At 42.2% G+C, this 26437-nt stretch carries 25 protein-coding genes and 1 other annotated feature; of the genes, 24 read left to right on the top strand and 1 reads right to left on the bottom strand.

Translation table 11 applies throughout. The annotated features are described in order from the left end of the window. Positions 1–93: 93 nt before the first annotated feature. Entirely contained in the window at positions 94–1071 is a 978-nt protein-coding gene (gene spoVID / locus K2225_RS14420; RefSeq protein WP_220585366.1) for a stage VI sporulation protein D, read from the top strand. Here spoVID and K2225_RS14415 read toward each other — a convergent pair. Then, positions 1068–1256, bottom strand: coding sequence for a hypothetical protein (locus tag K2225_RS14415; protein WP_089652686.1), 189 nt, complete (start codon positions 1254–1256; stop codon positions 1068–1070). The genes spoVID and K2225_RS14415 overlap by 4 nt on opposite strands. Before the next feature lie 130 nt (positions 1257–1386). Then, positions 1387–1613 (top strand) — a binding site (T-box leader). Between the two features lie 53 nt (positions 1614–1666). Here K2225_RS14415 and K2225_RS14410 point away from each other — a divergent pair. From K2225_RS14410 to mreD, 23 genes are all read left to right on the top strand, one after another. Continuing rightward, a complete protein-coding gene (locus K2225_RS14410; RefSeq protein ID WP_220585365.1) occupies positions 1667–4309 on the top strand; it encodes a valine--tRNA ligase in 2643 nt (880 codons plus the stop codon). A 57-nt stretch (positions 4310–4366) separates the two neighbouring features. Beyond that, entirely contained in the window at positions 4367–5662 is a 1296-nt protein-coding gene (locus K2225_RS14405) for a bifunctional folylpolyglutamate synthase/dihydrofolate synthase (protein WP_220585364.1), read from the top strand. Between the two features lie 77 nt (positions 5663–5739). Continuing rightward, positions 5740–7473: a sensor domain-containing diguanylate cyclase gene (locus tag K2225_RS14400; RefSeq protein WP_220585363.1), complete on the top strand. Its 1734-nt coding sequence runs from the start codon at positions 5740–5742 to the stop codon at positions 7471–7473. Between the two features lie 117 nt (positions 7474–7590). Further along, positions 7591–8001 carry a PulJ/GspJ family protein gene (locus K2225_RS14395; protein ID WP_220585362.1) on the top strand — a complete coding sequence of 137 codons (411 nt, stop codon included), beginning with the start codon at positions 7591–7593 and terminating at the stop codon, positions 7999–8001. Beyond that, positions 7998–8498 (top strand): PulJ/GspJ family protein, encoded by a 501-nt coding sequence (locus tag K2225_RS14390; protein WP_220585361.1) that lies wholly within the window; start codon positions 7998–8000, stop codon positions 8496–8498. The genes K2225_RS14395 and K2225_RS14390 overlap by 4 nt, the downstream gene beginning before the upstream one ends. Before the next feature lie 5 nt (positions 8499–8503). Further along, positions 8504–10210: a polymer-forming cytoskeletal protein gene (locus tag K2225_RS14385; RefSeq protein WP_220585360.1), complete on the top strand. Its 1707-nt coding sequence runs from the start codon at positions 8504–8506 to the stop codon at positions 10208–10210. Between the two features lie 17 nt (positions 10211–10227). After that, on the top strand, positions 10228–11559 hold the full coding sequence (locus tag K2225_RS14380) for a hypothetical protein (RefSeq protein ID WP_220585359.1): 1332 nt from the start codon (positions 10228–10230) through the stop codon (positions 11557–11559). Positions 11560–11579: 20 nt separating this feature from the next. After that, entirely contained in the window at positions 11580–12326 is a 747-nt protein-coding gene (locus tag K2225_RS14375) for a PRC-barrel domain-containing protein (protein WP_220585358.1), read from the top strand. 30 nt (positions 12327–12356) lie between these two features. After that, entirely contained in the window at positions 12357–13667 is a 1311-nt protein-coding gene (locus K2225_RS14370; RefSeq protein WP_220585357.1) for a VanW family protein, read from the top strand. A 24-nt stretch (positions 13668–13691) separates the two neighbouring features. Next, a complete protein-coding gene (locus K2225_RS14365) occupies positions 13692–15314 on the top strand; it encodes a GspE/PulE family protein (protein ID WP_220585356.1) in 1623 nt (540 codons plus the stop codon). Between the two features lie 14 nt (positions 15315–15328). Further along, the gene (locus K2225_RS14360) at positions 15329–16369 is read left to right on the top strand and encodes a type IV pilus twitching motility protein PilT (RefSeq protein ID WP_220585355.1); all 1041 of its coding nucleotides are present in this window, start codon (positions 15329–15331) and stop codon (positions 16367–16369) included. A gap of 1 nt (position 16370) precedes the next feature. Then, the gene (locus tag K2225_RS14355) at positions 16371–17579 is read left to right on the top strand and encodes a type II secretion system F family protein (RefSeq protein WP_220585354.1); all 1209 of its coding nucleotides are present in this window, start codon (positions 16371–16373) and stop codon (positions 17577–17579) included. A 137-nt stretch (positions 17580–17716) separates the two neighbouring features. After that, on the top strand, positions 17717–18157 hold the full coding sequence (locus K2225_RS14350; RefSeq protein WP_220585353.1) for a prepilin-type N-terminal cleavage/methylation domain-containing protein: 441 nt from the start codon (positions 17717–17719) through the stop codon (positions 18155–18157). A gap of 59 nt (positions 18158–18216) precedes the next feature. Further along, positions 18217–18999 (top strand): prepilin peptidase, encoded by a 783-nt coding sequence (locus tag K2225_RS14345; RefSeq protein WP_370632762.1) that lies wholly within the window; start codon positions 18217–18219, stop codon positions 18997–18999. Between the two features lie 15 nt (positions 19000–19014). Then, positions 19015–19983 (top strand): type IV pilus biogenesis protein PilM, encoded by a 969-nt coding sequence (gene pilM / locus K2225_RS14340; RefSeq protein ID WP_220585351.1) that lies wholly within the window; start codon positions 19015–19017, stop codon positions 19981–19983. Positions 19984–20003: 20 nt separating this feature from the next. Then, the gene (locus tag K2225_RS14335) at positions 20004–20582 is read left to right on the top strand and encodes a hypothetical protein (protein ID WP_220585350.1); all 579 of its coding nucleotides are present in this window, start codon (positions 20004–20006) and stop codon (positions 20580–20582) included. Next, positions 20579–21433 (top strand): hypothetical protein, encoded by an 855-nt coding sequence (locus K2225_RS14330; RefSeq protein ID WP_220585349.1) that lies wholly within the window; start codon positions 20579–20581, stop codon positions 21431–21433. Before K2225_RS14335 ends, K2225_RS14330 begins: the two co-directional genes overlap by 4 nt. A 94-nt stretch (positions 21434–21527) precedes the next feature. After that, positions 21528–22340 (top strand): SPOR domain-containing protein, encoded by an 813-nt coding sequence (locus tag K2225_RS14325; RefSeq protein ID WP_220585348.1) that lies wholly within the window; start codon positions 21528–21530, stop codon positions 22338–22340. A gap of 163 nt (positions 22341–22503) precedes the next feature. After that, a complete protein-coding gene (locus K2225_RS14320; protein WP_220585347.1) occupies positions 22504–23070 on the top strand; it encodes a Maf family protein in 567 nt (188 codons plus the stop codon). A gap of 60 nt (positions 23071–23130) precedes the next feature. Further along, positions 23131–23802, top strand: coding sequence for a RadC family protein (radC, locus tag K2225_RS14315; RefSeq protein WP_220585568.1), 672 nt, complete (start codon positions 23131–23133; stop codon positions 23800–23802). Positions 23803–23964: 162 nt separating this feature from the next. Then, the gene (locus K2225_RS14310) at positions 23965–25005 is read left to right on the top strand and encodes a rod shape-determining protein (protein WP_255574545.1); all 1041 of its coding nucleotides are present in this window, start codon (positions 23965–23967) and stop codon (positions 25003–25005) included. A 41-nt stretch (positions 25006–25046) separates the two neighbouring features. Continuing rightward, complete coding sequence (mreC, locus tag K2225_RS14305) at positions 25047–25898, top strand: rod shape-determining protein MreC (protein ID WP_370632761.1); 852 nt, start codon at positions 25047–25049, stop codon at positions 25896–25898. Beyond that, entirely contained in the window at positions 25895–26422 is a 528-nt protein-coding gene (gene mreD / locus K2225_RS14300; RefSeq protein WP_220585345.1) for a rod shape-determining protein MreD, read from the top strand. Before mreC ends, mreD begins: the two co-directional genes overlap by 4 nt. Positions 26423–26437: the final 15 nt, after the last annotated feature.

The following is a 26437-nucleotide window of genomic DNA, read 5'->3' as shown; positions in this document are numbered from 1 at the left end:
GCCCCATGCGCTTTCGTTATGTATATTACTCTAACTCTCGCATAAGGTGATAATAGAGAAAAGTGTTTATTACCTTAGGGAGGGGACCGTACTTTGCAAAACAAACAAAATGTATTTTCCTTTTATTTAGATGAATCCATATGGTTCAAGGAAGGACAGGGCGTTCGAGAGTTAATCGGTATATCATTAGAACCTGAAATTACTATTGAAGAGCTTGGAGATGAGGTCCGTTTGAAAGGGACTGTCGATCTTGCAGGCGAATACATTCCGACGGGAAGCCAGGATGCACAGGATGAAAGTCCTCTTGCACCTTCTGTTCGAACTATGGATGTAGTTGAACCATTAGAAGAAGGGATTCATACATTTAACCATTCTTTTCCGGTAGAAATCACTGTGCCTTTAGAAAGAGTATCAAATTTAGAAGATGTGCTGATCGACATTGAAAGTTTTGATTACGAACTTCCAGCTAATCGTCAGCTTCGTCTTCATGCCCATGTGAACATTAACGGGCTGGAAGAAAAACAACAGGAAGCGTCAAATGAACCAACGTTCGATGAATCAGCAACGGTCGGTCCTGTCAATTTCCAACAACAAAGTACAAAGGAATCTCCTGTATTCCCGGAAAGGGAAGCGCCTATTTTCCGTATCAATGAAGAAGAGCAGACAGAAGAAGAGGACGACGGAAGATGGTTTTACAAAAAATCTCAAAGCTTTCCGGAGTTTTTCGGTCATGCACAGGAAAACGTTCATGCTGCACCTGAAGAGCCTTCTTATGACAGTAGTGAATGGGGCGAGGTTAGTGTAGAAGAAGTGGAGGAGTCAAGCAGCGAGGAATCCGATCAGGAAAGTGCACAGGCACCTGGTGGAATGGACGGCATCAAACAAATTTTTAAACACCTGTTCCCGAACAGAGAGGACACGTACACTCAGATGAAAATGTACATTGCCCAGGAAGAAGAAACGTTGTCGTCCATTGCGGAAAAGTATGAGGTATCTGTGAAACAATTAGAACGAGTCAACGATTATAAAGACGATGTTTCACCTGGGCAGATTGTGTATATTCCGAACTAAATCCATTTATATTTGAAAGCGAGATACAAACCGAGGACCAATCCGAGTAGGAAGATATCGAACGTAGTTGGGAAGATGATGGTGCGCAGCGCCTGAAAAATTACGATAGGAAGCAAAGATTTCTCAATGACAAACAACCATGTTCTGCACCAAGGGGGCAGGCGATATCGATACAAACGACTCATAAAAAGCACCTCTTTTCTTAGAAGGGTAATGGCTCCTGGGCAATCTGCTCAGGGGTTTTCGCCTTTTTCTTTGACGTAGTTGACTAAATGCCTCTTTTTTATATACAATATGTAATATAGTCTTTATACGTGAAATGCTTAGATAGGGAAGAGTACATGAACAAGTCCTTCAGAGAGGAAAACAATTGGTGAGAGTTTTCCAGGAACCCTGTTGATGGAATGTCGCCCTTGATGCAGCTTCTTTGAACAATGAGTAGGAGAAGCCGGTTAGAAGCCGTTATTTTTATTTGAGTGTACAGGAATGATTTCCTGTAAATTAAAGGTGGTACCACGGAAATGAACCCTTTCGTCCTTTTTGAGGATGAAAGGGTTTTTTATTTTTATAAAGAGAATAAAAGGAGGAAGATCACATGGATCAACAAGATCTTTCAATGCCTACAAAGTATGATCCGGCCGCTGTTGAAAAGGACCGGTATCAGTACTGGGTAGATGGTAAATTTTTTGAAGCTACAGGAGATAAAAACAAGGAACCTTATACAATCGTCATTCCACCGCCGAACGTAACAGGTAAGCTGCACCTCGGTCATGCGTGGGACACGACATTACAGGATATCCTGACACGTGTGAAGCGGATGCAGGGCTATGATGTACTGTGGCTTCCAGGTATGGACCATGCGGGGATTGCTACACAAGCAAAAGTAGATGCGAAACTTCGTGAAGAAGGCATCTCCCGTCATGATCTCGGCCGTGAAAAATTTCTGGAAAAATCGTGGGAGTGGAAGCATGAGTATGCGAAATTCATTCGTGCCCAGTGGGAAAAACTAGGGCTTGGACTGGACTATTCTCGTGAACGTTTTACTCTTGATGATGGTCTTTCTGAAGCGGTTAAAGAAGTGTTTGTCACCCTTTATGAGAAAGGTCTGATTTACCGCGGAGAGTACATCATCAACTGGGACCCTGCTACCCAAACAGCTTTGTCTGATATCGAAGTGGAGTATAAAGATGTGCAAGGTGCCTTTTACCACATGCGTTATCCATTGAAAGATGAAGAAGGCACGATTGAGATTGCGACGACACGTCCGGAGACGATGCTTGGGGATACAGCCATTGCGGTGCATCCGGAAGATGAGCGCTACAAGCACCTGATTGGTAAAAAAGCGGTTCTGCCGATTGTCGGCCGTGAAATCGATATTGTGGCTGATGATTATGTCGATATGGAGTTTGGTTCTGGTGCTGTGAAAATTACTCCTGCGCACGACCCTAACGACTTTGAAATCGGTAACCGTCACAGCTTGGAACGAATTCTTGTTATGAATGAAGACGGAACGATGAATGAGAACGCCGGTAAGTACAAAGGGATGGATCGTTTTGAATGCCGGAAACAAATCGTGAAGGATCTACAGGCGGACGGTGTCCTCTTTGAAATCGAAGAACACATGCACTCCGTCGGTCACTCCGAGCGAAGCGGAGCAGTCGTTGAACCTTATCTTTCCACACAATGGTTTGTTGATATGAAACCACTTGCTGAGGCTTCAATCGATTTGCAAAAGGGAGACGATCAAGTACAGTTTGTCCCGGATCGATTTGAAAAGCCGTATCTGCACTGGATGGAGAATACAAGAGATTGGTGTATTTCTAGACAATTATGGTGGGGTCACCGTATACCAGCCTGGTACCATAAAGAAACAGGCGAAGTATATGTGGGCAAGGAAGAACCGAAAGATCCAGAAAACTGGAAGCAGGATGAAGATGTGCTTGATACTTGGTTCTCCTCCGCCCTCTGGCCTTTCTCGACAATGGGATGGCCTGATGAGAATAGTGAAGATTATAAGCGCTATTTCCCAACCAATGTACTTGTTACAGGGTATGACATCATTGGCTTCTGGGTTAGCCGTATGATTTTCCAATCGCTTGAATTTACGAACGAGCGTCCATTCAATGATGTTCTTATTCACGGACTTGTTCGTGATGCAGAGGGACGTAAGATGAGTAAATCGCTAGGAAATGGTGTCGATCCGATGGATGTCATCGATAAATACGGGGCCGATTCTCTTCGTTATTTCTTGTCCACAGGCTCATCTCCTGGTCAGGACTTGCGCTTCCACTGGGAAAAGGTTGAATCAACGTGGAACTTTGCCAATAAGATCTGGAACGCCTCCCGTTTTGCTTTGATGAACATGGGTGATTTGAAATATGAAGATATTGATATCACTGGTGAAAAATCAGTAGCTGATCAATGGATTTTGACTCGTCTCAACCAAACCATTGAGCACGTGACAACAAACATTGATAAATATGAATTCGGGGAAGCCGGCCGTCACCTTTACAACTTCATTTGGGATGACTTCTGTGATTGGTATATTGAAATGGCGAAGCTGCCGCTGTATGGAGAAGACGAAGGGCGTATCCATACGACCCGTTCCATTCTTGCGTACACACTCGATCAGACGATGCGGATGCTTCATCCATTTATGCCTTTCATTACAGAAGAAATCTGGCAGCACCTTCCTCATGAAGGTGAGTCCATTACCCAGGCATCATGGCCGGTGGTAAGGGAAGATTTCCATAATGAAGAAGCGGTTGAAGAAATGAATCGTCTTGTTTCGATCATCCGATCTGTTCGTAATATCCGTTCAGAAGTGGATACACCGATGTCCAAGGAGATCCAGCTGATGATCCAGGCGAAAGACGATGCCATCGTCAAAGAACTTGAGAAGAACCGCGACTATTTAGAGAGGTTCTGTAACCCTAGTGAATTGACGATTGCCACAGACTTGCAGGCCCCTGAAAAAGCGATGTCTGCTGTCATTACAGGAGCGGAATTGTACCTTCCATTAGCTGGATTGATTAACATCGAAGATGAAATCAAGCGACTTGAGAACGAATGGAAGAAATGGGATCAGGAAGTCACACGTGTTCAAAAGAAACTTTCCAATGAAGGTTTCGTAAGTAAAGCCCCAGAACATGTCGTTGAAGAAGAACGCAAAAAAGAAACAGACTACCTTGATAAGCGTGCTAAAGTAGAAGCGCGAATTAAAGAGTTAAAAGCATAATGGAGGAGGAGGGTATTCTACGGAGTACTCTCCTTTTTTGAAAAGAGGGAATAGAACATGCAGTATGAGGAAGCAATTGATTGGATTCACTCCAGAGAGAAATTTAAAGTGAAGCCAGGTTTGAAGCGGATGGAATGGATGATGGAGAGGCTCGATCACCCAGAGAAAAAATTTAAAGCCGTTCATATCGCAGGAACGAACGGAAAAGGGTCCACCCTCTCTTTTCTTCGGCATATTCTTCAACAGCAAGGGATGTCTGTCGGCACCTTCACTTCTCCTTACATCGAGAAGTTTAATGAGCGAATCAGTGTGGATGGCCAAGCCATTCAAGATGAAGTTTTGGCAGAATTAGCTCTTAGAGTCAAACCTCTTTCTGAAGAATTGAAACAAACGTCTTTAGGTGAACCTACAGAATTTGAAATTATAACAGCCATGGCCATGTTGTATTTTTCTGAAGCTTCCCTTGATTTTGTGGTCATTGAAACAGGTTTGGGAGGAAGGTTTGATTCAACGAATATCCTAACTCCTGTTCTATCCGTTATTACGAATATTGGACATGACCATATGAATGTTCTTGGTTCTACGATAGAAGAAATCGCAGGAGAAAAAGCGGGGATCATCAAGCCTTCCATCCCTGTAGTTACTGCGGTTAAACAACGGGAAGCCCAAAATGTGATTACCAACAAAGCAAGGTCATGTCATTCTAAGGTATTCAGACTTGGAGATGATTTTGATGTCGTCCATCAGGATAGCAGTAAGGAAGGCGAGAGATTTGTCTTCTCAAATGAATCGTTCCATCCTGAGGCCTATGTAAGTCAAATGAAAGGACCTCATCAGGTGGAAAATGCGGCTTTAGCCATTCAGTCGGCAGAAGTGTTAAGGTTTCTTGGAGTTCAAATAGACCGAAGTCTTTATGAAAAAGGAATTGCATCTACCCGATGGCCCGCGAGGTTCGAGAAAGTGAAGGACAAGCCTTTGACGATTATAGATGGCGCTCATAATGAAGAAGGAACGAGTGCCCTTGTTGAAACGGTGAAACGTCATTACTCTGGCAAGAAAATTGTTCTCGTTTATTCTGCACTGGAAGACAAGCCTGTCAAAAAAATGTTGAGACAACTGGAGAGTGTTGTTGACAAAGCTTATATGACAACCTTTGAATTCCCGAGAGCCTTAAAGGGCCATGAGCTTGCTGAGTACTCTCCGATTAAAGAGACGATCGCTATTGAAGACTACAGGCATGCCATTCGTAACGCCTCTATCGATGTTGGAGAAGAGGGTGTCCTGCTTATTACGGGATCTCTGTATTTTATTTCCCAGGTGAGGAAATATTTTGAATGTAATGAAAATTTATGATAGTATAGGAATGTTCTGAATATTCTTTTGGTGATATAGTCTTTTAATAGTATAGGTCCTTGGGGCGGGGTGGTAGGATGACGAAGCAAAAGAAATATGTAGTTTGGATGGTATGGGCATCTATTTGGCCAGCTAGTTTAGTTTACTTGTACTTGTGGTCATCCCCCGTATTAGAAGGAAACAGGATCGAGATTGCTGCGTTTATTATCCTTGCTTCCATCGTAGCTTTATTTCCGCTGCAAATCGGAGACCACCCCGTATTTTTTACGCAGGGAATCGCATTTGCAGTTTTTTTATATTATGGACTTTTCATAGAAATTATCGTTTCCCAAGTGGCTATTTTAGCATTAATGGCAAAAATGAGGCTTGGTAGAACAAACCTTCACCGATTGCCCATTAACTTGTTTATGTTTTTACTAATATCCGTAGTATCCGCTTGGATCTATTATGCCCTGGGTGGGACGCACGGCCCATCAGCTGTGAGTGATATCGGGGATGCCATTCCCATCGTGAGTTATGCACTTTCACAAATTTTGCTCAACCAATTCTCAATTAAATTTGTAGCCAATGTACTATATAACAAAGAGATTAAATGGAACGATAGAGGCTTTGTCTGGGAACTGCTGACATCGGGTCTTGTCCTGCCCATTGGCTTTGTGCTTTATATCGTTTATACAGAATTCGGAATGAGTGCGATTTTCTTTGTCGGTATTCCTTTCGTTTTCATTTCAGGGATGATGATGCTTTACCACAACAGTAATCAAGTGAATACATATTTAAGAGAGACGAGTATTATCGGGCATGAACTGACAGGAAAACTTGGAGTCAAAGAAGTGCTTGATGTCTTCGTCGATCGATTGAGTAAACTGCTTCCTGTGGATTATATCTATGTGTATGACGTTAAAAAAGACAAACAGTTGGAGCTGATTCGTTTTTTTGATCGCTCGGGTGAAATCGATTTTCCTAATATCCAACTTTCCATGGGTCAAAGCATCAGTGGCAATACATGGAAGGAAGGGAAGAGCGTTTTCTATAAAAAGCAATCAGAATGGTCCCACTTAGAGAATGAATACACGCCTGACCGCGCTGAAACGGTCTTATCTGTACCTGTAGAAAGAAACGGGGAAACTGTTGGAGTCATTACAATCTACTCAACCAAAAAGAGAGCTTTCCTGCAATTTCAGTTTATGATAGTAAATATACTAGGCAACTATTTAGGTGTGGCCATCGATAATGCCAGGCACTATGAGAAAACAAAAGCAGAAAGTGAGCGTTGTGCACTTACAGGCTTATACAATTATCGATTTTTTGAGGATCACATTGTGAACGTTTTTGAAAAAAATCAACAGCAAGAGAATGTAGAACCCATTTCCCTCGTTTTATTGGATATTGATCACTTTAAGCGTGTGAATGATACATACGGACATGAGAGTGGCAATGAGATCCTTGCTTCATTAGCGGAGAGGCTCCAAGAGGTAGTACCTGAACAAGGGACGCTTGCGAGGTATGGAGGAGAAGAATTTGTGCTTCTTTTGCCGGGATATCATCAAGGAGAAGCTTTAGAAACGGCTCATACTATACGCGCACACATCACACAAAAACCGTTTCTTTCCCATTTGCATATCCATGAACTACAAGAGCCTGTCTCTATTTTCATTACAGCAAGTATTGGAGTAGCTACCTATCCTGATCATTGTGAGGAAGCATTTGATTTAATTCGTCAAGCGGATCGAGCGATGTATATTGGGGCCAAACAAAGAGGGAGAGATCGTGTAGCAAGTTACAAAGAACTCATTCAAACTGTTCAATGATTATTATTGAACAGTTTTTTTGTGTGCGTAATGGGTAATTTGTCGAATTCTCACAGGACAAAGTCCTATATATACGTTATAATTTTGATATTAGATGTGAGTTGGGAGAGAAGGCGAATGCCTGATTATAGGGAGGAGCATGCATTTTCACTAGTAGAAGTTGTTGTTGCTATGGCTTTGCTTCTTGTCGTATTCATTGTCTCTGCACAAATGGTTATGAATACAATGACACAATCCAATACGATTGATGCGGACTTTACGACCATGGAAATTGCTGATGGTTTATTGAAAACCTATCAATCTAAATCTCTGGAAGATTTGGAAGAAGAGAAAGGCAAGGGGGAAATAGTAGTGAACATCCCTGATCTGCTGGAATTGCCGTCCGCTTCAAGCCTCGAACAATATGAAGGTCGTGTACTGGTGACAGATCCTGATAAGACGAGTTTGAGTGACTACTTAACAAAAATTGTCGTTACAGTGTCATCAAACAATAAAGAGACTCGATTAGAAGGATATGTTGAGCGATGAATATCAAAAGCGAAAAAGGGATGACATTGGTAGAACTTCTTGCAGTCGTCAGTCTCTCTATGATTGTTATGGTTGCTGCTTATCATGCGTTCTACTTCGTCACAGGTGCCGTTGAAAAGTCCTCAACAAAAACCGAAATAAGAAAAGAAGCGAATATCCTCATCTTAAGCTTAGAAGAACACTTGATCAATGTGGATACAATTGAAATTCAAGACGATGACCCAACCACCTTTCAAACTTTCGAAGCAACCTCGACTCATTTAGATGGAATGGATAAAGATTCAACTTTTGCTTACATAGAAGAAACGACAGACGTCTCCATTCAGAATGGTCATTTATTTATAGACGATATTCAGCAAAATGCTGATGATATGGACTTATCTAATACAACATTCGGACTTGCTGGTGAAAAGTTGACGGTCCATTTAGAAATTTCTAAAGAAAATACAGATGAAACTTACAGCCTTGTAAAAATCTTTCGCCTTGGGACTGAGTGATGCTAATGAGAAACCTTTTTAAAAATGAAGATGGCTATGTCCTTGTTACCGTTCTAATTATGTTTGTCATCTTTAGTATCTTAGGCTTGAGTTTGATGAGTTATACGATTGGTTCTCAACAATTTTCTTCTGCCAATACTGATTTTATAGAGACAAAAGCGGACGCTGAAATGGTCGTACAGGAAGCTCAGGCCCATATCATGAAGGGTGTCGATGAAATCAATGATGATCTTTCAGAAGCGACTCCTGGTTTAGGCGGAGTGATCAGTAAAATCAACCGTGTGATTCATCAAGCAGAACAAGAGTTAGGTGAGGAAGGTTTCATTAAGAAGAAGGTTTTAAAAGACGGAGAGAATGGTGTTTTTTTACAAAGGATTGACATAGAGGTTGATGTTGAAGGTTCGAATAAAACGTTAGTCCGCACATTTACGATTTCTACAATTGCGGATGTATTCAGGTATGGGGCTGTTACCCCTGGAGATATGAAGTTAAATGGTGCTCCTTTTATTAAGGGAGATGTCTTTGTTGGTAATGATTTAAGGCTGCATGATGAGGCCAATTTTATAGCAAATAACTATAGCCTATGGGCTGAAACTTCATACCCATCGATCCAGGGGGATTTATCAGTCAAGGGACGGTATGAGATCCCGGGCTGGCTTTGGGATTGGGGAATTTCAGAAGAGGAATTGGACTCCTATTTTGAATTGAAACCTAGGATTGTAGATGAAAACCCTGATGTTTCCCCGCTAAAGGTATTAGAGTATATCAATCAGAAAAAAAATGATTCAATGAGCAAGATTACCACGAGAGGGTATCCTGGCAACATAGAAGAGATTGAAGGCTACCAGGTCATCAAAAAAGGTTACGAAAGAAAAGGGAAGTCTCCAAAAGCTCCCGATCGGTTTTATGGAGATACCTACATCCGTGGTGATCTCAAATTAACAGGATCTACCTTAAAAGTGGATGGAAACTTAATCGTGGATGGTGATATAACTATTGAACCAGATGGAAATGATGAGTCATCACTCACTGTTGATGGATCCATTTATGTTCATGAAAATGCGACCTTAACTGGAACCATCCTATTGCCAGAAGGAAAGTTTATGTATATCAATGGATATCCCGCAAATGAAAATTGTAATGGAAACAACTCAAAAAACAATAAGTGCGGGATTGATATCAGCGATCTGACTTTTCAAGGAAGCCTTTACACAAATCATGAAATTGATATAAGAGAAGACTTAAATATGAACGGGACATTTTACACTCGGTTGGGAGGACGTATAGAAAACTTGTCCAACGAAAGTGGTGGAACACTCGTTGTAGTAAGTGAAGGGGAATTAAGAATCGCGAATAATAATTTGTATAACAATGAACCGAAAACAATAAATGCCTTCTTTTATACGAACAGCCATTTAGATATCTACGGGGTCGGCTCAAACTTGAAGATCCTAGGAGGCGTATATGGAAGAAATGTAACATTAAATGCTGTAAAAGGATCGTCCAGTAACAATTATTTCCCTGGTTCCACCAACTTCTCAACTAACCGTGATCCATTGTATGTCCAGAATAATCAAGATTCTATTAATCCACAATTATCAAGGCTGACCATAGAGTATGCTCAAGGACTTATTCTAAATCCACCTGATGGGATACCTACGGTTGAAAAAGTAACAGTAAAAGAAATCGATCAACACTTTTATAGTCAATAAAGGAAGGAGGCAACGCAGTGACCGATTTACTAATATGGCTAGCAACAATTTCTATTGCATTTATCATCCTTCGATATATTCCAATGAAATTGGCTCTGAAAGGCCGAATGGTTTTGTGGCTTACGGGGGCTTTAATTAGCTCATTAGCGCTACTTGCTACAATTACATATACTTTCTGGATGGGGATACTTGCTGCGCTTACCCTTGGTGTTGTATTTGCAATTCTACTGCAGGAGAAAGCATCCCACGTTTTTGAGGATGGACAAGAACTAACCAGCGAGCCATCAGGTGTGAAAAAGAGTCACCTTTATAGCGAGTGGTATGAAGAGGTGCAACCTAACGAAAATGATGAAGATTTGTCAAAAGTTACACCCCCCCTGTCTGATGAGGAACTTGAACAGGAGGACCATTCTTTATATGAGAACTATGAAAAGAAGGAAGAACAACAAGGAATTCCCGCTATTGAAGTAGAAGACGAAAATTCTTTGCCGTACATAGAAACTGAAGTTCTTTTGGATGAAGCCATTCAAGAGAATGAACAACCAACTTCAAATGTCCAAGGTATAGAAACGCTAGATGATAAGCTCAGCTATACCGACAATGCTGATGAAGGATTCCTATTAGACGAAGAGCTTACGCAGTTAAGAATGAAAGAAGAAAGTATAGTCATTGAGGAAGGCTTTGAGGCATCCGAGGTTGATACAGAAGAAGAGTTAATGGCGGAAAGGAACCTCCAACTAGATATTGAAGAAAATGCTTTCGGAATTGAACCTGTGCAAGTTGAAGAGCTTCCGAATGAAATGGAGGATATAGACGATAGGATCGAGGAAGAAAATCTTGATTCTGAAGAAGATGTCATGAATGAAATTAACAAACCAACAGATTCTGACAAAGATATTACCCGGGAAATGACCGATCAGGAAAAAGAAATGACTCCAAGTAATCAGGAGGAACATGTACAATCATCCATCAATTATGATTTGGAATCGGATATTGAAGATAACGAGGACAGTCTTGCTCTCGAAGAAGGACCAGTGAAAAAATTGGTGGCAGATGAAGCGCTAAGGAAACAGCTCCTTGATTTAATGATTGAGAAAATAGAATATATGAAAGAACAAATGACTGGAGTTGAGTATGAAAATTATGTTAAAGCTCATCTATCTGAAAAACTACCTGATTTGGAATACTACTCTGTCTCTAAATACTTAATAAAGTATTATATCAAGTACCAAAAATCAGATGAGCTTGAATTATTTGTAGGTGAGTTGATCGAAAGGTTCGAATCATACTCCCTGCTTGTCGAAGAGTTAAGGTATGTACTGCAACAACAAGGTCAATTTATAAAATAATGATGGGTGTGTAGGAAGGTATGAAAAAAAGCGTAGAAATTATCGGTTTTCCAATTATAAGTATTTCAGCCGGGGAAGAGATCGGCAAAGTGAAGTCAATCGTAATTAATCCAGAAAAAGGTTCTGTAGATTTTTTGACGGTAGAGCATGAAGACTGGCAGGTAAGCGTCAAGGCAATTCCATTCCAAAAAATCATCGGAATCGGAGAATATGCGATTACGGTTGAAAGCAGTCATTCCATATTGGATTTAAATGAGATTCCGATTGCGAATCAATTGATTAACAAAAAGGTTTCTATTACAGGAGCTCGAGTAATGACTAGAGTCGGAGAGTTAGTTGGAGAAATTACGGAGTACTATGTTAACGAAACGAATGGACAAGTCATTTCTGTAGATGTGAGTACAGCTGAGCAAAACAACTTTGAAGTCTCTTCGGAGTATATTATTACCTATGGTGAAAACCTGATCATTCTAAATGAAGAGTTTCCAACAGGAGATGTGGAAACTAGGGAAGTAGAGAAAGCTCCCGCACAAGTAGAATCAAAGAAAACTCTTCACTTCTCTACAACCGCTAACCAGGAGCGTGTGGATGAGCTCGACCGTAAGCAGGATGAATTGTTGGAAGGGAAACAAGCGACAAAAAATATCGTAAATTCCCATGGGGAGACCGTTGTTACAAAAGGTGCAGTCTTGACTAAATCTGAAATAGATCAATTAAAGCAGTACGGTCCGAGCGTCATGGTCGAATTGAGCATGAATGTAAAGTAATTCAAATAGATCCGGAGGAGGTGTTTAACGTTGAAACAATCATTGAATCTAAAGCTGCTTTCTTTAGTAGTTGCTGTTGGGATGTCGATGTTTCTATTTACAATCGGTAGTTCAGCAGCTATTCAATATGTCACCACTGGAAAACACCTCCCGGAGAACACCGTGATTGCTTCTGTAAACATCTCAGAAAAAAGTAGGGAAGAAGCAGTTCAACTGCTGTCAGAGAAGGTACAAAACTGGAAAGACAATCATTCGATAGTTGTCAAGGCGGGGGAGAAAGAACTAACCGCTGATACGGAAGTCATCCAATTTGATGTAGTATCAACGGTTGAACAAGCAATGAATACAACCATTCGTGATATCCAGGTGACCATTGATGAGTCTTATATGAAGGATTTGAAATCTTATATGGATGATTCTCTCGCTGCGGAATTTTCGGAAGAACAATTCATTGAAACTTTGAAAAGGGATGCAGCACAAATGGTTGATTCACCTCTAACTTATGTCGCTTATGACTTTGTGAAAGGGAATGCGGCATCACTATTTGAAAGCATAGGTGGACAAAAGGTCGTGATTCCAAAAGAAACGAGCATGGAACGAGCGATCCAGCTGTTTGATGGAGAAGAGCTTGAAGATGGGACCGTCTTTTCGTTCAACCGCTTGTTAAATCGTGATGGAGTGTACGATGAAGTTTCCCTCGATGTGCTGGCATCAGGGATTTATGGAGCAAGTGTTAAGGCAGGAATGATTATACAGGAAAGACATATCAGTCACCGCTTGCCGGATTACGCGGAAATCGGTATGGAAGCGAATGTAGACCTGGAGCAAGACCAGGATTTGAAGGTGTACAACCCATTCTCCGGGGACTACCTTTTGTCTGTAAGTGTAGAGGGTGGAACCCTTGAGGTTCAATGGGTCGGGTACCCGACAACTTCTGACTTTCATGTTCAATTTTTGGATCGTGAAAAAATATCACCTAAAACAATTATTCAATATTCCTCTCTTGTAAATAATGGGACATTTAACCTCTTACAAGAAGGAGAAGATGGTGAGGTGGTATCGGTTTATCGTATCGACAGGTCTTTATCCGATGGTGAAGGGGAGTTTATTTCAGAAGACTATTATCCACCGGTAGCCAGAGTGGAAGAGCACCCTCCTGGTTCAGAGGGGAGTTCAGAAGAGAATATTGAATCGGAAACCGGAGACAATCGCTCTAATTCTGAAGATGAAGAATATAGTGCCGAAGAAGCAGACGGGGAAGGGAACTCCAGTGATTCTAAATCATTGGAAAAAAATGAGGATGGCATCTGGGAGGTCGTTCCTGATGGAGAATCTAAGTGATGGAAGAAAAAGGGTGAGCTGGTCATGATCAAGAGAAAAAGGTTGGGCGATTTGCTGAAAGACGCGGGGATTATTGAAGAGAACCAGATCCAGGAAGCTTTAGAAAGCAAAAAGCCGGCCCAGAAGCTTGGTGACGTACTTGTAGAAAAGGGCTACGTAACAGAAAAGCAATTGATTGAAGTGTTGGAATTCCAACTCGGTATTCCACACGTTTCTTTGTTTCATTTTCCTATTGATCCGAATGTGATCAGCATAGTAAGTAAAGAATTTGCCCTTCGTAACCTCCTTGTTCCTATTCAACGGAAAGGGGAGGAGTTGACTGTAGCGATGGCTGATCCGATGGACTATTTTTCTATCGATGATTTGAAAATATCTACAGGTTTCAAAATTTCTCCTGTCATTGCAACGAAACACGAAATCCTCCAAGCCGTTAACCGGCACTATAATTTGAATGATTCGAGTCTTGATGAAAATGAAGAAGACACGGATGAAGCACCTGCGATTAAATTAGTGGACCAATTGCTTCAGGCAGGTGTCCAACTAAAGTCGAGTGATATCCATATTGACCCTCAGGAATCACGGGTGTTGATCCGCTATAGGATTGATGGTGTGTTAAGAACAGAACGCACGTTACCGAAGTCTTTCCAAAACAGTCTGATCGCACGTGTGAAGATCATGGCTAATTTAAACATTACTGAAAACCGGCTGCCACAGGATGGGCGAATCAAAACGAACGTTGATCGGTCACCGGTTGATTTAAGGATCTCCATCCTTCCTACAGTCTATGGAGAAAAAGTCGTCATTCGGATCCTTGACCTTTCGAATGCATTAAGTTCAATCGAAGACCTTGGCTTTAACAGGATCAATGCACAGAAATATAAGCAATTGATTGAGCAGCCCTCTGGCCTCATCTTAATCACCGGTCCTACGGGTTCGGGGAAATCTTCAACGCTTTATGCATCCTTGAATCGCTTAAATACAGACGATGTCAACATCATCACGATTGAGGATCCTGTTGAGTATCAAATCGAAGGACTGAACCAAGTCCAGGTAAACACTTCCATTGGATTAACCTTCTCTAAAGGGCTCCGCTCGATTTTACGTCAGGACCCTAACATCGTTATGGTTGGTGAGATTCGGGATTCAGAAACAGCAGAGATCGCCATTCGTGCTTCTCTCACGGGGCACTTAGTTTTGAGTACGTTACATACGAATAGTGCGATAGCGACCATCCCTCGTTTGTTCGATATGGATGTAGAGCCCTATCTAGTCGTTTCTTCCTTATCAGGTGTGGTAGCACAACGGTTGGTCAGGAAAATTTGCCGGGATTGTAGACACGCACATGAACTGACGGAGATGGAAACAAAACAGTTCCAAAAACGTGGAATGAGGGCAGATACCATCTATAAAGGATCGGGTTGTGACAGCTGTCAAAACACTGGATACCGCGGCCGTATGGCTATTCAAGAAGTGTTAGTTATTGATGATGAAATCAGGACTATGATGATGAACAATGGCAGTATGGACCAAGTCCGGCGTTACGCATTGAAGCAGGGCATGCTTTTTTTATTAGACGATGGTTTGTTGAAAGTAAAGCAGGGATTGACGACGTTAGAAGAGGTGCTTCGCGTCGCAAAAGTCGACTAGCGAGGTGGTAAGGTGTGAAAGAGAAATTTGATCAGCTCCTGACGGTTGCGAACGAATATGAGGCCTCCGATATTCATTTGACAGTTGGAGTGCCTCCGATATTCAGGATCCACGGTCAGTTAAGGAAGTATGGGAAAAACCCATTAAAACCGGCAGATACGGACGGGATGGCGAAGGCGATCTTATCTGAGGATTTGCACCAACAGTTGGTGAGTAACCGCGAAGTGGATGTATCGTATGGAATTGCAGGTGTTTCGAGGTTTCGGATTAATATTTACTATCAAAGGAATTGTCTTTCTATGGCGGTTAGGATTGTACCCCGAGAGATCCCTTCGATTGAAGACCTCCATATGCCACAAGTATTAAAGAAGATCAGCAGCTATGCCCAGGGCCTTGTTCTCGTCACAGGCCCTACAGGATCAGGGAAATCTACGACCCTCGCTTCGATGGTTGATTACATTAACCAGTCCGCTCGTAAGCATATCATCACCTTGGAAGATCCAATTGAGTACACCCATAACCATAAAAACTGCATTGTAGATCAGCGGGAAGTCGGATTTGATACAAGAAATTTTGCCAATGGTTTACGTTCCTGTCTTCGTCAGGATCCTGATGTCATTTTGGTTGGAGAGCTACGAGACTTTGAGACAATTTCAACAGCACTGACGGCGGCCGAGACCGGTCATCTTGTGTTTGGCACCTTACATACAACCAATGCACCGGATACGATTGACAGAATCATTGATGTGTTTCCTCCGAATCAACAAGGGCAGGTAAGGGTTCAGCTGGCAAACGTTTTGCAGGCGATTATTTCTCAGCGCTTATTCCGCCGTTTAGATAAAAAGGGGAGAAGGGCTGCGGTAGAAATTCTATTGAATACACCAGCGGTTAAAAATCTGATTAGAAACGAAAAGATTCATCAAATTGAGAATGTGATGCAAACATCTAAGGCTCAGCATATGCAAACATTGGAGATGTCGCTCCAGGAATTGCTTAGAGAAAAAGTCATTGATGAACGTGATGCGGCTCCATACTTGAAAGAAGGGGGCTTATAGTATGCCCTATTATTCCTATCAAGGGCGCAGTCTCCTAGGGAAAGCTCAAAAGGGGAGGTTGCGTGCAAATTCCAGAAAAGAAGCGGTCCTGTCATTGAAAGAGCAGGGCATTACCATTTCGGAAATTAAAGAAATCGACAGTATCTTCCTGAAGGACATCCAAATAGGAAGCCCTGTAAAGCCTAAGGACTTTGTCATATACCTAAGGCAATTTTCTACACTCATGAGAGCGGGGATTTCATTACTTGAATCGACAAAAATTCTTGCCAAACAATCCAATAGTCGTGCATTAAGTGAAGCTCTCTATGACATCAGTGATCAGTTGGAAAGTGGACGCGCATTTTCTGAAGCAGCAGCTTCCCATTCGAAAATCTTCTCCAACTTATTCATTAATATGGTACGGGCAGGGGAAGTCGGAGGTAATCTCGATGACATCCTGGAACGCCTGGCGGTTTATTATGAGAAACAGTACGACACAAGGCAGAAAATCATTTCGGCTTTGACCTACCCGCTTGTGGTTGGGCTGATAGCGGTTGGTATCGTCATTTTCCTATTAACCTTCGTCGTTCCCAGATTTGCAAGCATGTTTGACACCATGGGGGGAGAGCTTCCCTGGATCACTCAGCTCACGCTTAGTATGAGCCAGTTTTTTCAAAGCTTTTGGTACCTTGTGATCCTTATCCCGGTGGTTTTATTTATTGCTTTTAAGTTGCTCGTAGATCGAAACCCGAAACTGCAATATACGTTGGATGTATTAAAGCTGAAAATTCCTGTGTTCGGACCTTTAATACAGAAAGCGGCTTTAGTACGGATGACAAGTACATTAAGTTCTCTTATGAATAGTTCTGTGCCCATTTTAAAATCACTACAAGTGACACAAAACGTTGTTGAGAATAAAGTCGTCGAACGAGCGATCATGAATAGTTACAAATCGTTGGAAAAAGGGAACAACCTGTCCGATCCATTGCGGGAGTATCCCATTTTCCCCCCTCTGGTTATTCAAATGATGGCTGTAGGAGAAGAGACAGGGTCTCTCGACTACATGCTTTCAAAGGTAGCTGAATTCTATGAATCTGAGCTGGAATATACAACCGATCGATTAAAAACGTTAATTGAGCCTCTCATGATCCTAGTCCTGGCACTTGTGGTCGGAGGAATTGTTGCAGCGATTGCAGTGCCGATGTTTTCAATCTTCGACACGATTAATTAAGAATTTGTAAGAATGTGCAAAAATGCTAGTTTGCAAACATTTTATCCTTTATAATGAACATAGGACATTTTGCTAATGAAAAAAGTAGGACATATCCATTGGCAGAAATTCGAAAATACTACATAAGGAGAGAGAAAATGAAAAAGTTAAGAAAAATGTTAAAGAATGAGAAAGGTTTCACGTTGATTGAGCTTTTGGCTGTTATTGTTATTTTGGGGATTATTGCTGCGATTGCTATTCCGGCAATTGGTAGCCTGATTGCAAGTACAGAAGAGGATGCACATGATGCAAACGCTCTTTCTCTATTAGAATCAGCTAGATTAGCTTACGTTAGCGGGGACGTTACTGAAGCCGACTCCCCAGTTACAGCTGCGGAGTTGGTTACTGCAGGTTACCTGGATGGAGTTCCGCAAGACCCTGAAACAGATGACACTTATGCTCTTGCTCAAGTTGCGATTACCTTGAATGCTGATGCTAATTCTAATCAAGTGACTTATGAAGTCAGTCTTGGCGCAGCAGCAGATGGATCTGACAATTATATAACTAATGCCACTAAATCTTCATTAAATGGTGAATAAAGTTTTCATTACTATGAGAAACGTATTAAATGAAAAATGACCCGGGGTGACCCGGGTTTATGCACATAAAGAGAGGTAAATTAATGGACATTTTCACGGATTTTTACATATTTATTACGGGCACAATCCTAGGTTCATTTTTTAACGTTGTCGGCCTCCGTTTACCAAAAAACATCCCATTCACAACCTCACGTTCCGCTTGCCCCCACTGTTCCACACTTCTACAAGCAAGAGACTTAATCCCACTCTTTTCTTACCTCATATCCAAAGGTAAATGTAGACACTGTAAACATTCCATTTCGATGGCATACCCTCTCGTTGAGCTGATCACAGGGGTTCTTTTTTTAGTGGCATACATAAATCTGGGTTTATCGTGGGATTTATTAGGCGCGCTCCTGCTAATTTCCCTGGGAGTTATCGTGACAGTGAGTGATATCAGCTACATGTTGATCCCAAATAAACTGTTACTCTTTTTTGCGGGAAGCTTCATCATCTACCGGACGATTCATCCATTACAACCATGGTATGACTCCATATATGGTGCTTTAGCCGGCTTTACCATCATCTTTATGATTATTTTACTGAGTAAGGGCGGTATGGGCGCAGGGGATATGAAGCTGTTAGGAACGTTAGGCATCCTGCTGGGTTGGAAACTAACTTTACTCACTTTATTTCTAGCGACTTTAATAGGAACGGTTGTCAGTCTGACTTTATTAGGCTTCAAAGTGATTGGAAGGAAAGATCCTTTTCCATTTGGCCCATCCATTATACTCGCTGCAGTCATCTGTTACCTATTCGGCTTTGATCTATTACGACTTTATTATGATGCATTTTTCTTATAGGAGGAGGAGAGACATTTGTTTCGTTTTTTTAATTCAAGCGGTCGGGTGAATTTCGTAATCAAAAACCACTGCATTCGCTATGTGTATTCAAAATCAGAGAATGCGTGGGAAATCGACGACACCGGAGATATTGCTCTACCTCCTCATATTATGGAGGACGGGAAAATCAAAGACTCCAGGGAGCTTGCCCGAATCGTTGAGAACTTTATTGAAAGTAAAGGATGGAGCAACAAATCGCTCTATTTTACTGTGCCGGATCACTCGGTTGTTGTTCGTCCTTTTGAAGTACCCGTTCATGTGAAGAATGATGAAATCAAAGGCTATTTATATATGCAACTGGGCGAAACGCTGCATCTTCCTTTTGATGACCCTGCATTTGATTTCAGTGTGATGAGTGAGAATGAAGAAAAGAAAAAACTGCTTCTTTTTGCTTATCCTGAAGAACAAATTCGTATGTTAGACCAGGTTTTTAATGATGCCAAACTGAAAACGAAAGCGGCGGATGTTAGTGCGCTTTCTATTTATCGTCTATACGAATATTTGGATTTAACGTCAGAGGGAGAACATCTGCTGATCATCGACTGGAACTTGGACGGGTGTGTGTTGACGGTATTTAACGAACATGTACCGGCATTTATCAACCACACAAGAAGTCCGCTTTCTATGACGTTATGGAAAAGGGAAAACGGCCGTTACGTTTGGCTTGGGGATGATGGTGGCGGTCCGACTGAATTTACTTATGATCAGGTCAATGAAGTGGAAAGAATCATGGATTTTTATAGGTTCTCTGTGATGAATGGAGAAGCCTCCGTATCCAAAGTCCTTCTCACTGGAGATTGGCCGGAGAATGGTCTGGTAAGAGAGTTGCTCGAAGCAAAAGGGATCCAGGTCGCCGCTTTGAAAGAGGCAGACGTATTTTTGGATTCAGGCCAACCTTCCAGCGGTGAATACATGGATGCGATTGGATTGTCCATCAAGCCATAAAGGATGTAGGGGATGAGAGAATGGTTGTAGAGATTAATTTACTGGAACAAAAAGAAAAGAGAAATATCCTCCCGTATTTAGTTGTCACTTTCTTTGCTCTCCTTTTATTAGTCTTGGGAATCGTATTTAATGCTCAAAAGGCAAGCCTGGTCGAAGAGTCTTCCCGATTGGATGAGCAAATTTCGCAGGTGCAGGTTGAGCAGGAAAGTTTTGCAGTTACATCTGGTGGAGAGGGTACCGAAAGAGAACAGTTGAAAGATTCACTTGAGCAGTTGAAAGGTACGGTTATCCCTACCATTCCTGTGGTGGAAGAGCTTGTTTCTCTGCTGCCTGAGCGTGGGTTCTTTGAATCATTCGCGTTAACTGGTGCCTCTGAAGTCACTGTAAATGTAAGGTTCGATACCATTCAAGAAGCGGCGAAATACACGAATACCTTAATTCAACAATCATTTATCTCTGATGTTGAGTTAGCCGGGGTAGATACGGATGTTGTGGACGATACTGAAGATTTGTATGATTATCAACCTCGTTACATAGCAAGTTATTATATTGTTCTCGAAGAATCGACGCTCGCTGATGAGGGGGTGTCTCTCCAATGAAGATTGAATGGAATCGTCACAGTTTATGGATCATCATTGCAGGAGTCGTCCTTGTCCTAGTGTTCTCCATACTCGGTCAAAGAGTCATTCTGGCTCCATACAAGGAAGAGGTAGTAGAAAAAGAAGCCATCTTAACCCAGGAACAAAAGATTCTTTCCGCTATAGAGAACAATCAAGAAGGTACCGAAAGAGACCAAATCCTCACTTCTCGTATCATTCAGCAGCAGTTGCCGGTTATTCCTCTCATGGATCAACTATTGATTGGCCTTGATCGGGCAGAAAATGCCTCAAGGAGCATAATCAACAGTATGGCTATTTCCGATTCAGAGTCAACGATCCCTATGATAGAACCAGAAAATGAACGAGAAGAAAATGGCGTAAATAACGACGAGGAAGAGGGTTTAGATGAAACTATAGCAGAGGAACCTGTGGAAGATGAGGCAGAGAGACTCATTGAAGGTCTACATACCCTTCAATTCACTCTCGATGTGACTTCTGAAAATTATGATGAAATGGTCTCTTTTATGAGTGAGATTCAATCTTTATCTCGGGTTATACAAATCGAGTCGATCCAGTTTGATGCACCTGAAAGCGAAAATGAACTGGGCTATTCCATCGTCATGAATAGCTATTATCAGCCATTATATGCCAGCCTCGCGAATGAAGCACCGCAATACCATTATGGTGGAAGTCCAAATAAAGTGGACCCTTTCGCCATGGAACAATGGGATGATCCGAACCAAACTGTATCCACTACACCAAAGAAAGAGGAAGAGACCGTAGATGAAGGAAAACGTGACAATGAAGAAGAGGAAGAACCCTCAGATTCAGAACTTGAAAGTCAATTGTAAGCCAAAATTGTCGAAGACCTACTGACAAATTTCAGCGTGGTTTTCAAAACTCCTGTGATAGTGTGGGAACAAACCTTGCAGGAGTGATCAAACTATGGATTCCAAAAATAAGATCTCCATCTCATTTCGGAACGAACATCAGCAGGAAACGAAACATGAAGTTGTTCGGACACAAAAGGAACAAGCTGCAGCAGTTGAGGAAGATAAGGAAGATGAACGTCCTGCAACCCGGGTGTACCACATTCCATTTAAAAAGAAACGCTTTTCTTCAACACCAGTCAGACCGTTAATCACAACAGCTTTGACCGCCCTTTTTGTCAGTCTTGGACTTGGTTTTCTACTGCTTCGTATGTTTGTGTCTCTAACGGATTCGTCTGCGACAGGACCGGAATCTGTGCCAGTGTCTGGTGAGGGGAACACAGATACAGAAGTGGTCGCTTCTCAAGAGGAGCCTATGTCTGAGCTCCCAAGTGGTCCTACGCAGACCTTTGATACGTATATCGTTCAAGCAGGGGCTTTCTCCACAGAGGGAAAAGCGAATGAATGGAAGAGCAAACTGACAGCTCTTCTTGTACCCTCCATCGTCTGGCAGAGGGATGGGCAATATTATTTATTTGTTGGGAGTGCGGCGAATAAACAGGACGCCGATCAGATTGCTGGACGTCTTGCTGGAAAGAGCATTGAAACTTATGTGAAGCCTTTTGTTGTAACGATTGAAAAGGAAATCCCGCAAGAACTGGTTACTCCTATTGAGACCCATGAAATGAAAGATTTATCGGAGAATCAAAGAAAGAAGCTTATGGATGAAGTGGGTGAGAATACACCACTTGGACAAGCTTTGAATGAATGGGAATCTCAGGATGATACCAATATCAATTGGTTAAAAGTGACTCAATCATTAGAATAAGGAATACATCACGTGATATTCTAAGAAAAAAGGAGTTTTCTCAACGGGAAACTCTTTTTTTATATCTTTTTCCTGTAGAAAATGGTTCTTTCTATAATCTTCTGTTATATGAAAATCTTGTAGAATAGAAAGAGCCCCATGTATAGAGAGGATGAGGTTTGGGATGAAGCGCTTAGTTTTAGGGTCACAATCTCCAAGAAGAAAGGAACTCCTTGAGCTTGCAGGCTTCGAGTTTGATGTACGCCCTTCGAACGCTGAAGAAGTGATCGAGGAGGGGATGTCACCTGAAGAAGCCGTCCTTCACTTGGCAAGAGTAAAGGCTGAAAACGTGAAGGTTGATGAGAATGAGGTGTTGCTCACTTCAGATACCGTCGTGGCTTTCAATGGTGAAATTCTAGGGAAACCGAAAGATGATCAAGAAGCAAGGCTGTATTTAAGATCTTTAAGTGGTACGACACACGAGGTATATACGGGAGTTTGTTTAAAGACAAACCAATCAGTGGATCTGTTTTATGTCCAGACAGAAGTGACCTTTTACGCATTGTCAGAAGAAGAGATCGATGCCTATATACGGACAGGAGAGGTGTGGGATAAGGCAGGAGGATACGGCATCCAAGGGAAAGGATCCTTGTTTGTTGAAGAAATTAATGGAGACTATTACAGTGTAGTCGGTTTGCCACTGTCACGGGTCGCACGTGAACTTAAGAAATTAGGCATCTTCCCTGAGTGATTCTTTCTTGCATGGGGACTTAGAAGGAAAGGATGCGAATCATTGACCCAAACAAGTGTAATGATCAAAGATGTTCCGAGACAAGACCGGCCGAGAGAACGGTTGATTGAGCTCGGGGCCTCTCATTTATCCAATCAGGAACTTTTCGCCATCCTGTTAGGAAGTGGAACCAAACGTGAGTCTGTCATGGAGCTTTCCAACCGGCTTCTTGTTCATTTTGAGGGAATCATGCTCCTGAAAGATGCCACGATTGAAGAACTGACAGCTATCCGGGGAATTGGATCTGCAAAGGCGGTCCTGCTCCTGGCAGCGATTGAATTAGGGAAACGAATGCAGAAAATGAAACCTGTGGAACGTTACATGATTAGAAGCCCGGAAGACGGGGCGGACTTTATCATGGAAGAAATGAGAGATTTAAAGCAGGAACACTTCATTTGTTTGTTTTTAAACACGAAAAACCAGGTCCTCCATAGACAAACCATCTTTATCGGCAGCTTGAATGCTTCGATTGTCCATCCAAGAGAGGTGTTCAAAGAAGCGGTGAAAAGGTCTGCCGCCTCCATCATATGCGCCCACAACCACCCTTCCGGAGACCCGACTCCATCACAAGAAGATATCCAGGTGACACGCAGATTGAAAGAATGCGGAAAGATGATTGGCATTGATTTATTGGATCACCTTGTCATTGGTGATCGCAAATTCATTAGTCTTAAAGAAAAAGGCTATTTGTAACACTATCTATTTTTGTGGATTTTTCGTATAATTGAATAGATGAAAAAGAAAAAGCGCCATTTATAGGATTTTCTTATAAATAGGCGCTTCTTCTAATCATGATTCTATATAGATGCCTAACCCCCGTTGATAGGAAAGCGGGTTTTAGAAAGGAAGATATTATTGGGGATTTTTGGATTCTCTCAAGATTTAGGAATTGATTTGGGCACTGCAAATACACTCGTCTTTTTGAAAGGTAAAGGGGTCATTGTCCGAGAGCCTTCGGTTGTTGCCAAAAATACACAAACCGGTGACATCGAAGCGGTCGGAAATGATGCGCGAAATATGATCGGGCGAACGCCAGGTTACATAAATGTTATCCGACCGATGAAGGATGGCGTGATTGCCGATTATGATACGACTGCTCAAATGATGAAATATTATATAAAAAAGGCGTTAAAAACGCGTTCCTCTTTTGCAAGTAAACCGAATGTCATGGTCTGTGTACCCTCAGGCATTACGATGGTTGAAGAGCGTGCGGTCATTGATGCGACGAAACAGGCGGGAGCAAAAGAAGCTTATCCGATTGCGGAACCATTTGCGGCAGCGATCGGTGCAGGCCTTCCTGTATGGGAACCAACCGGAAGCATGGTCGTTGATATTGGTGGTGGCACAACAGAGGTGGCGATTATCTCTCTTGGTGGAATCGTTACAAGCCAGTCCATCCGTATTGCCGGAGATGAGATGGATGACAACATCATTCAGCATGTACGCAAGAAGTACAATTTAATGATTGGTGAGCGGACGGCTGAAGAAGTGAAAATGGAATTGGGCGGTGCAGGAGAAGTCTCCGAAGTTGACGAAATGGATATTAGGGGACGGGATTTGCTTAGTGGTTTGCCGAAAACCATCACGATTCAAAGTGATGAAATTGTAAGTGCTATGAAAGATACGATTGATTCAATTATTGAAACGGTCAAGAACACATTAGAAAAAACACCTCCAGAACTGGCAGCGGATATTATGGAGCGCGGGATTGTCCTTACTGGGGGAGGCGCCTTGCTAAGGAACATCGATACAGTCATCAGTGAAGAAACGAACATGCCCGTATTTATTGCCGACAATCCACTTGATTGTGTGGCGGTTGGAACAGGGAAGTCTTTGGAGTATATCCATCATTTCCGTTCCCAGCCGAATGTAGCAAGCCGGGCGAAAATGGAGTAGTTTAACTCGTTATGCCTTCGTTATTTCGCAGAAAAAGACTGATGATTGTATTAGTAGGATTTATCGTACTCGTAGCATTGATTGGCTTTTCAATCCGTGACCGTGATTCGTTAAGCACACCTGAAAAATTTCTCCAGGATTCGATCGGTTGGATGCAAACCGTCTTCCATAAACCGGTCAGTCTTGTGGATAATACCATTGAAAATATTCAAGACATGTTTGGTGTTTATGAACAGAACGAAGTATTGAAAGCAAGGCTTTCTGAATACAAAGGTGTCATTCAGGAAAACCAAAGACTTCGTAGTGAAATTGATGAACTACAGCAAACATTGGATAAGTCTGATAGTTTGAGTGACTACTCTCCCGTGCAGGCAACGGTCATTGCAAGAAGTTCAGACCGTTGGTTTGAGCAGATGACCATTAATAAAGGAGAAGAGCACGGCGTTGAAAAAGATATGGCTGTCATGACAAGTGATGGCCTGATTGGGAAAATCAAGTCCGTTGGGGCTTTTCATTCCACGGTCCAACTCTTAAGCGGGTTCGATCGTTCGAACAAAATTTCTGCTTGGGTCGTTCGGGAGAATCAGGATGAAGCTTTCGGTCTGATCGAAGGTTATGATGATGAAACGGGTCGTCTATTGCTGGAGGAGATTAAGCTTGATGAAGAGCTCAAGCCGGGCGATACGGTTATCTCTTCTGGATTAGGGGGCGTTTTCCCGAGCAACTTGAGAATTGGAACGGTCGAAGAAGTCGTCAATGATCAGTTTGGTCTGACACAAACCGCCTATGTAGAACCTTTTGCCGATCTGTTTGATATCAATCACGTGATGGTAGTGGATCGTACAGCAGAAACGGTAGATCCGGAACCTGAACAGGAGGAAGAAGCATCATGAGTCGATACTTCATTGCACTCCTATGTTTGTTTTTCTTGATCATGCAGGGGATGGCCATGAGTATGCTTCCGGCTAATCTTGTTTACTCTGATTTGCTGATGACCCCGCATTGGATATTGATCTTCCTTCTGATTATTGCGATTTTCTATGACAAGGACGATACGTACAATGCTGTCTGGTATGGCCTTGCTTTCGGCTTATTGATTGATGTCGTCTACACGGGCGTGCTCGGGGTATATATGATTACATATACCTTGATCATCTATACCGTACATGGTTTAAACAAGTGGCTGCACGCCAATTTTTTTGCGGCATCCTTATTAGCTGTCGTCGGAGTGGCTTTAGCTGATACGATGCTTTATATCATTTATTCATTCGTACAAATTACATCCATGACTTGGGGAGATTACGCTCTATTGAGGCTGCTGCCGACCTTGGCAGCGAATATGATCTTCTTCATCCTCCTCTATCCACTCGTGAAGGAAAAAGTGTATGCCTGGGGAGAAGAAGTGAGCAATATCTAATCTGGTGGAAATGTT

Origin of the sequence: Halobacillus sp. Nhm2S1, from assembly GCF_019599545.1 — a bacterium.
GTDB lineage: Bacteria > Bacillota > Bacilli > Bacillales > Halobacillaceae > Halobacillus.
This window is presented reverse-complemented; position numbering and strand designations above follow the sequence as displayed.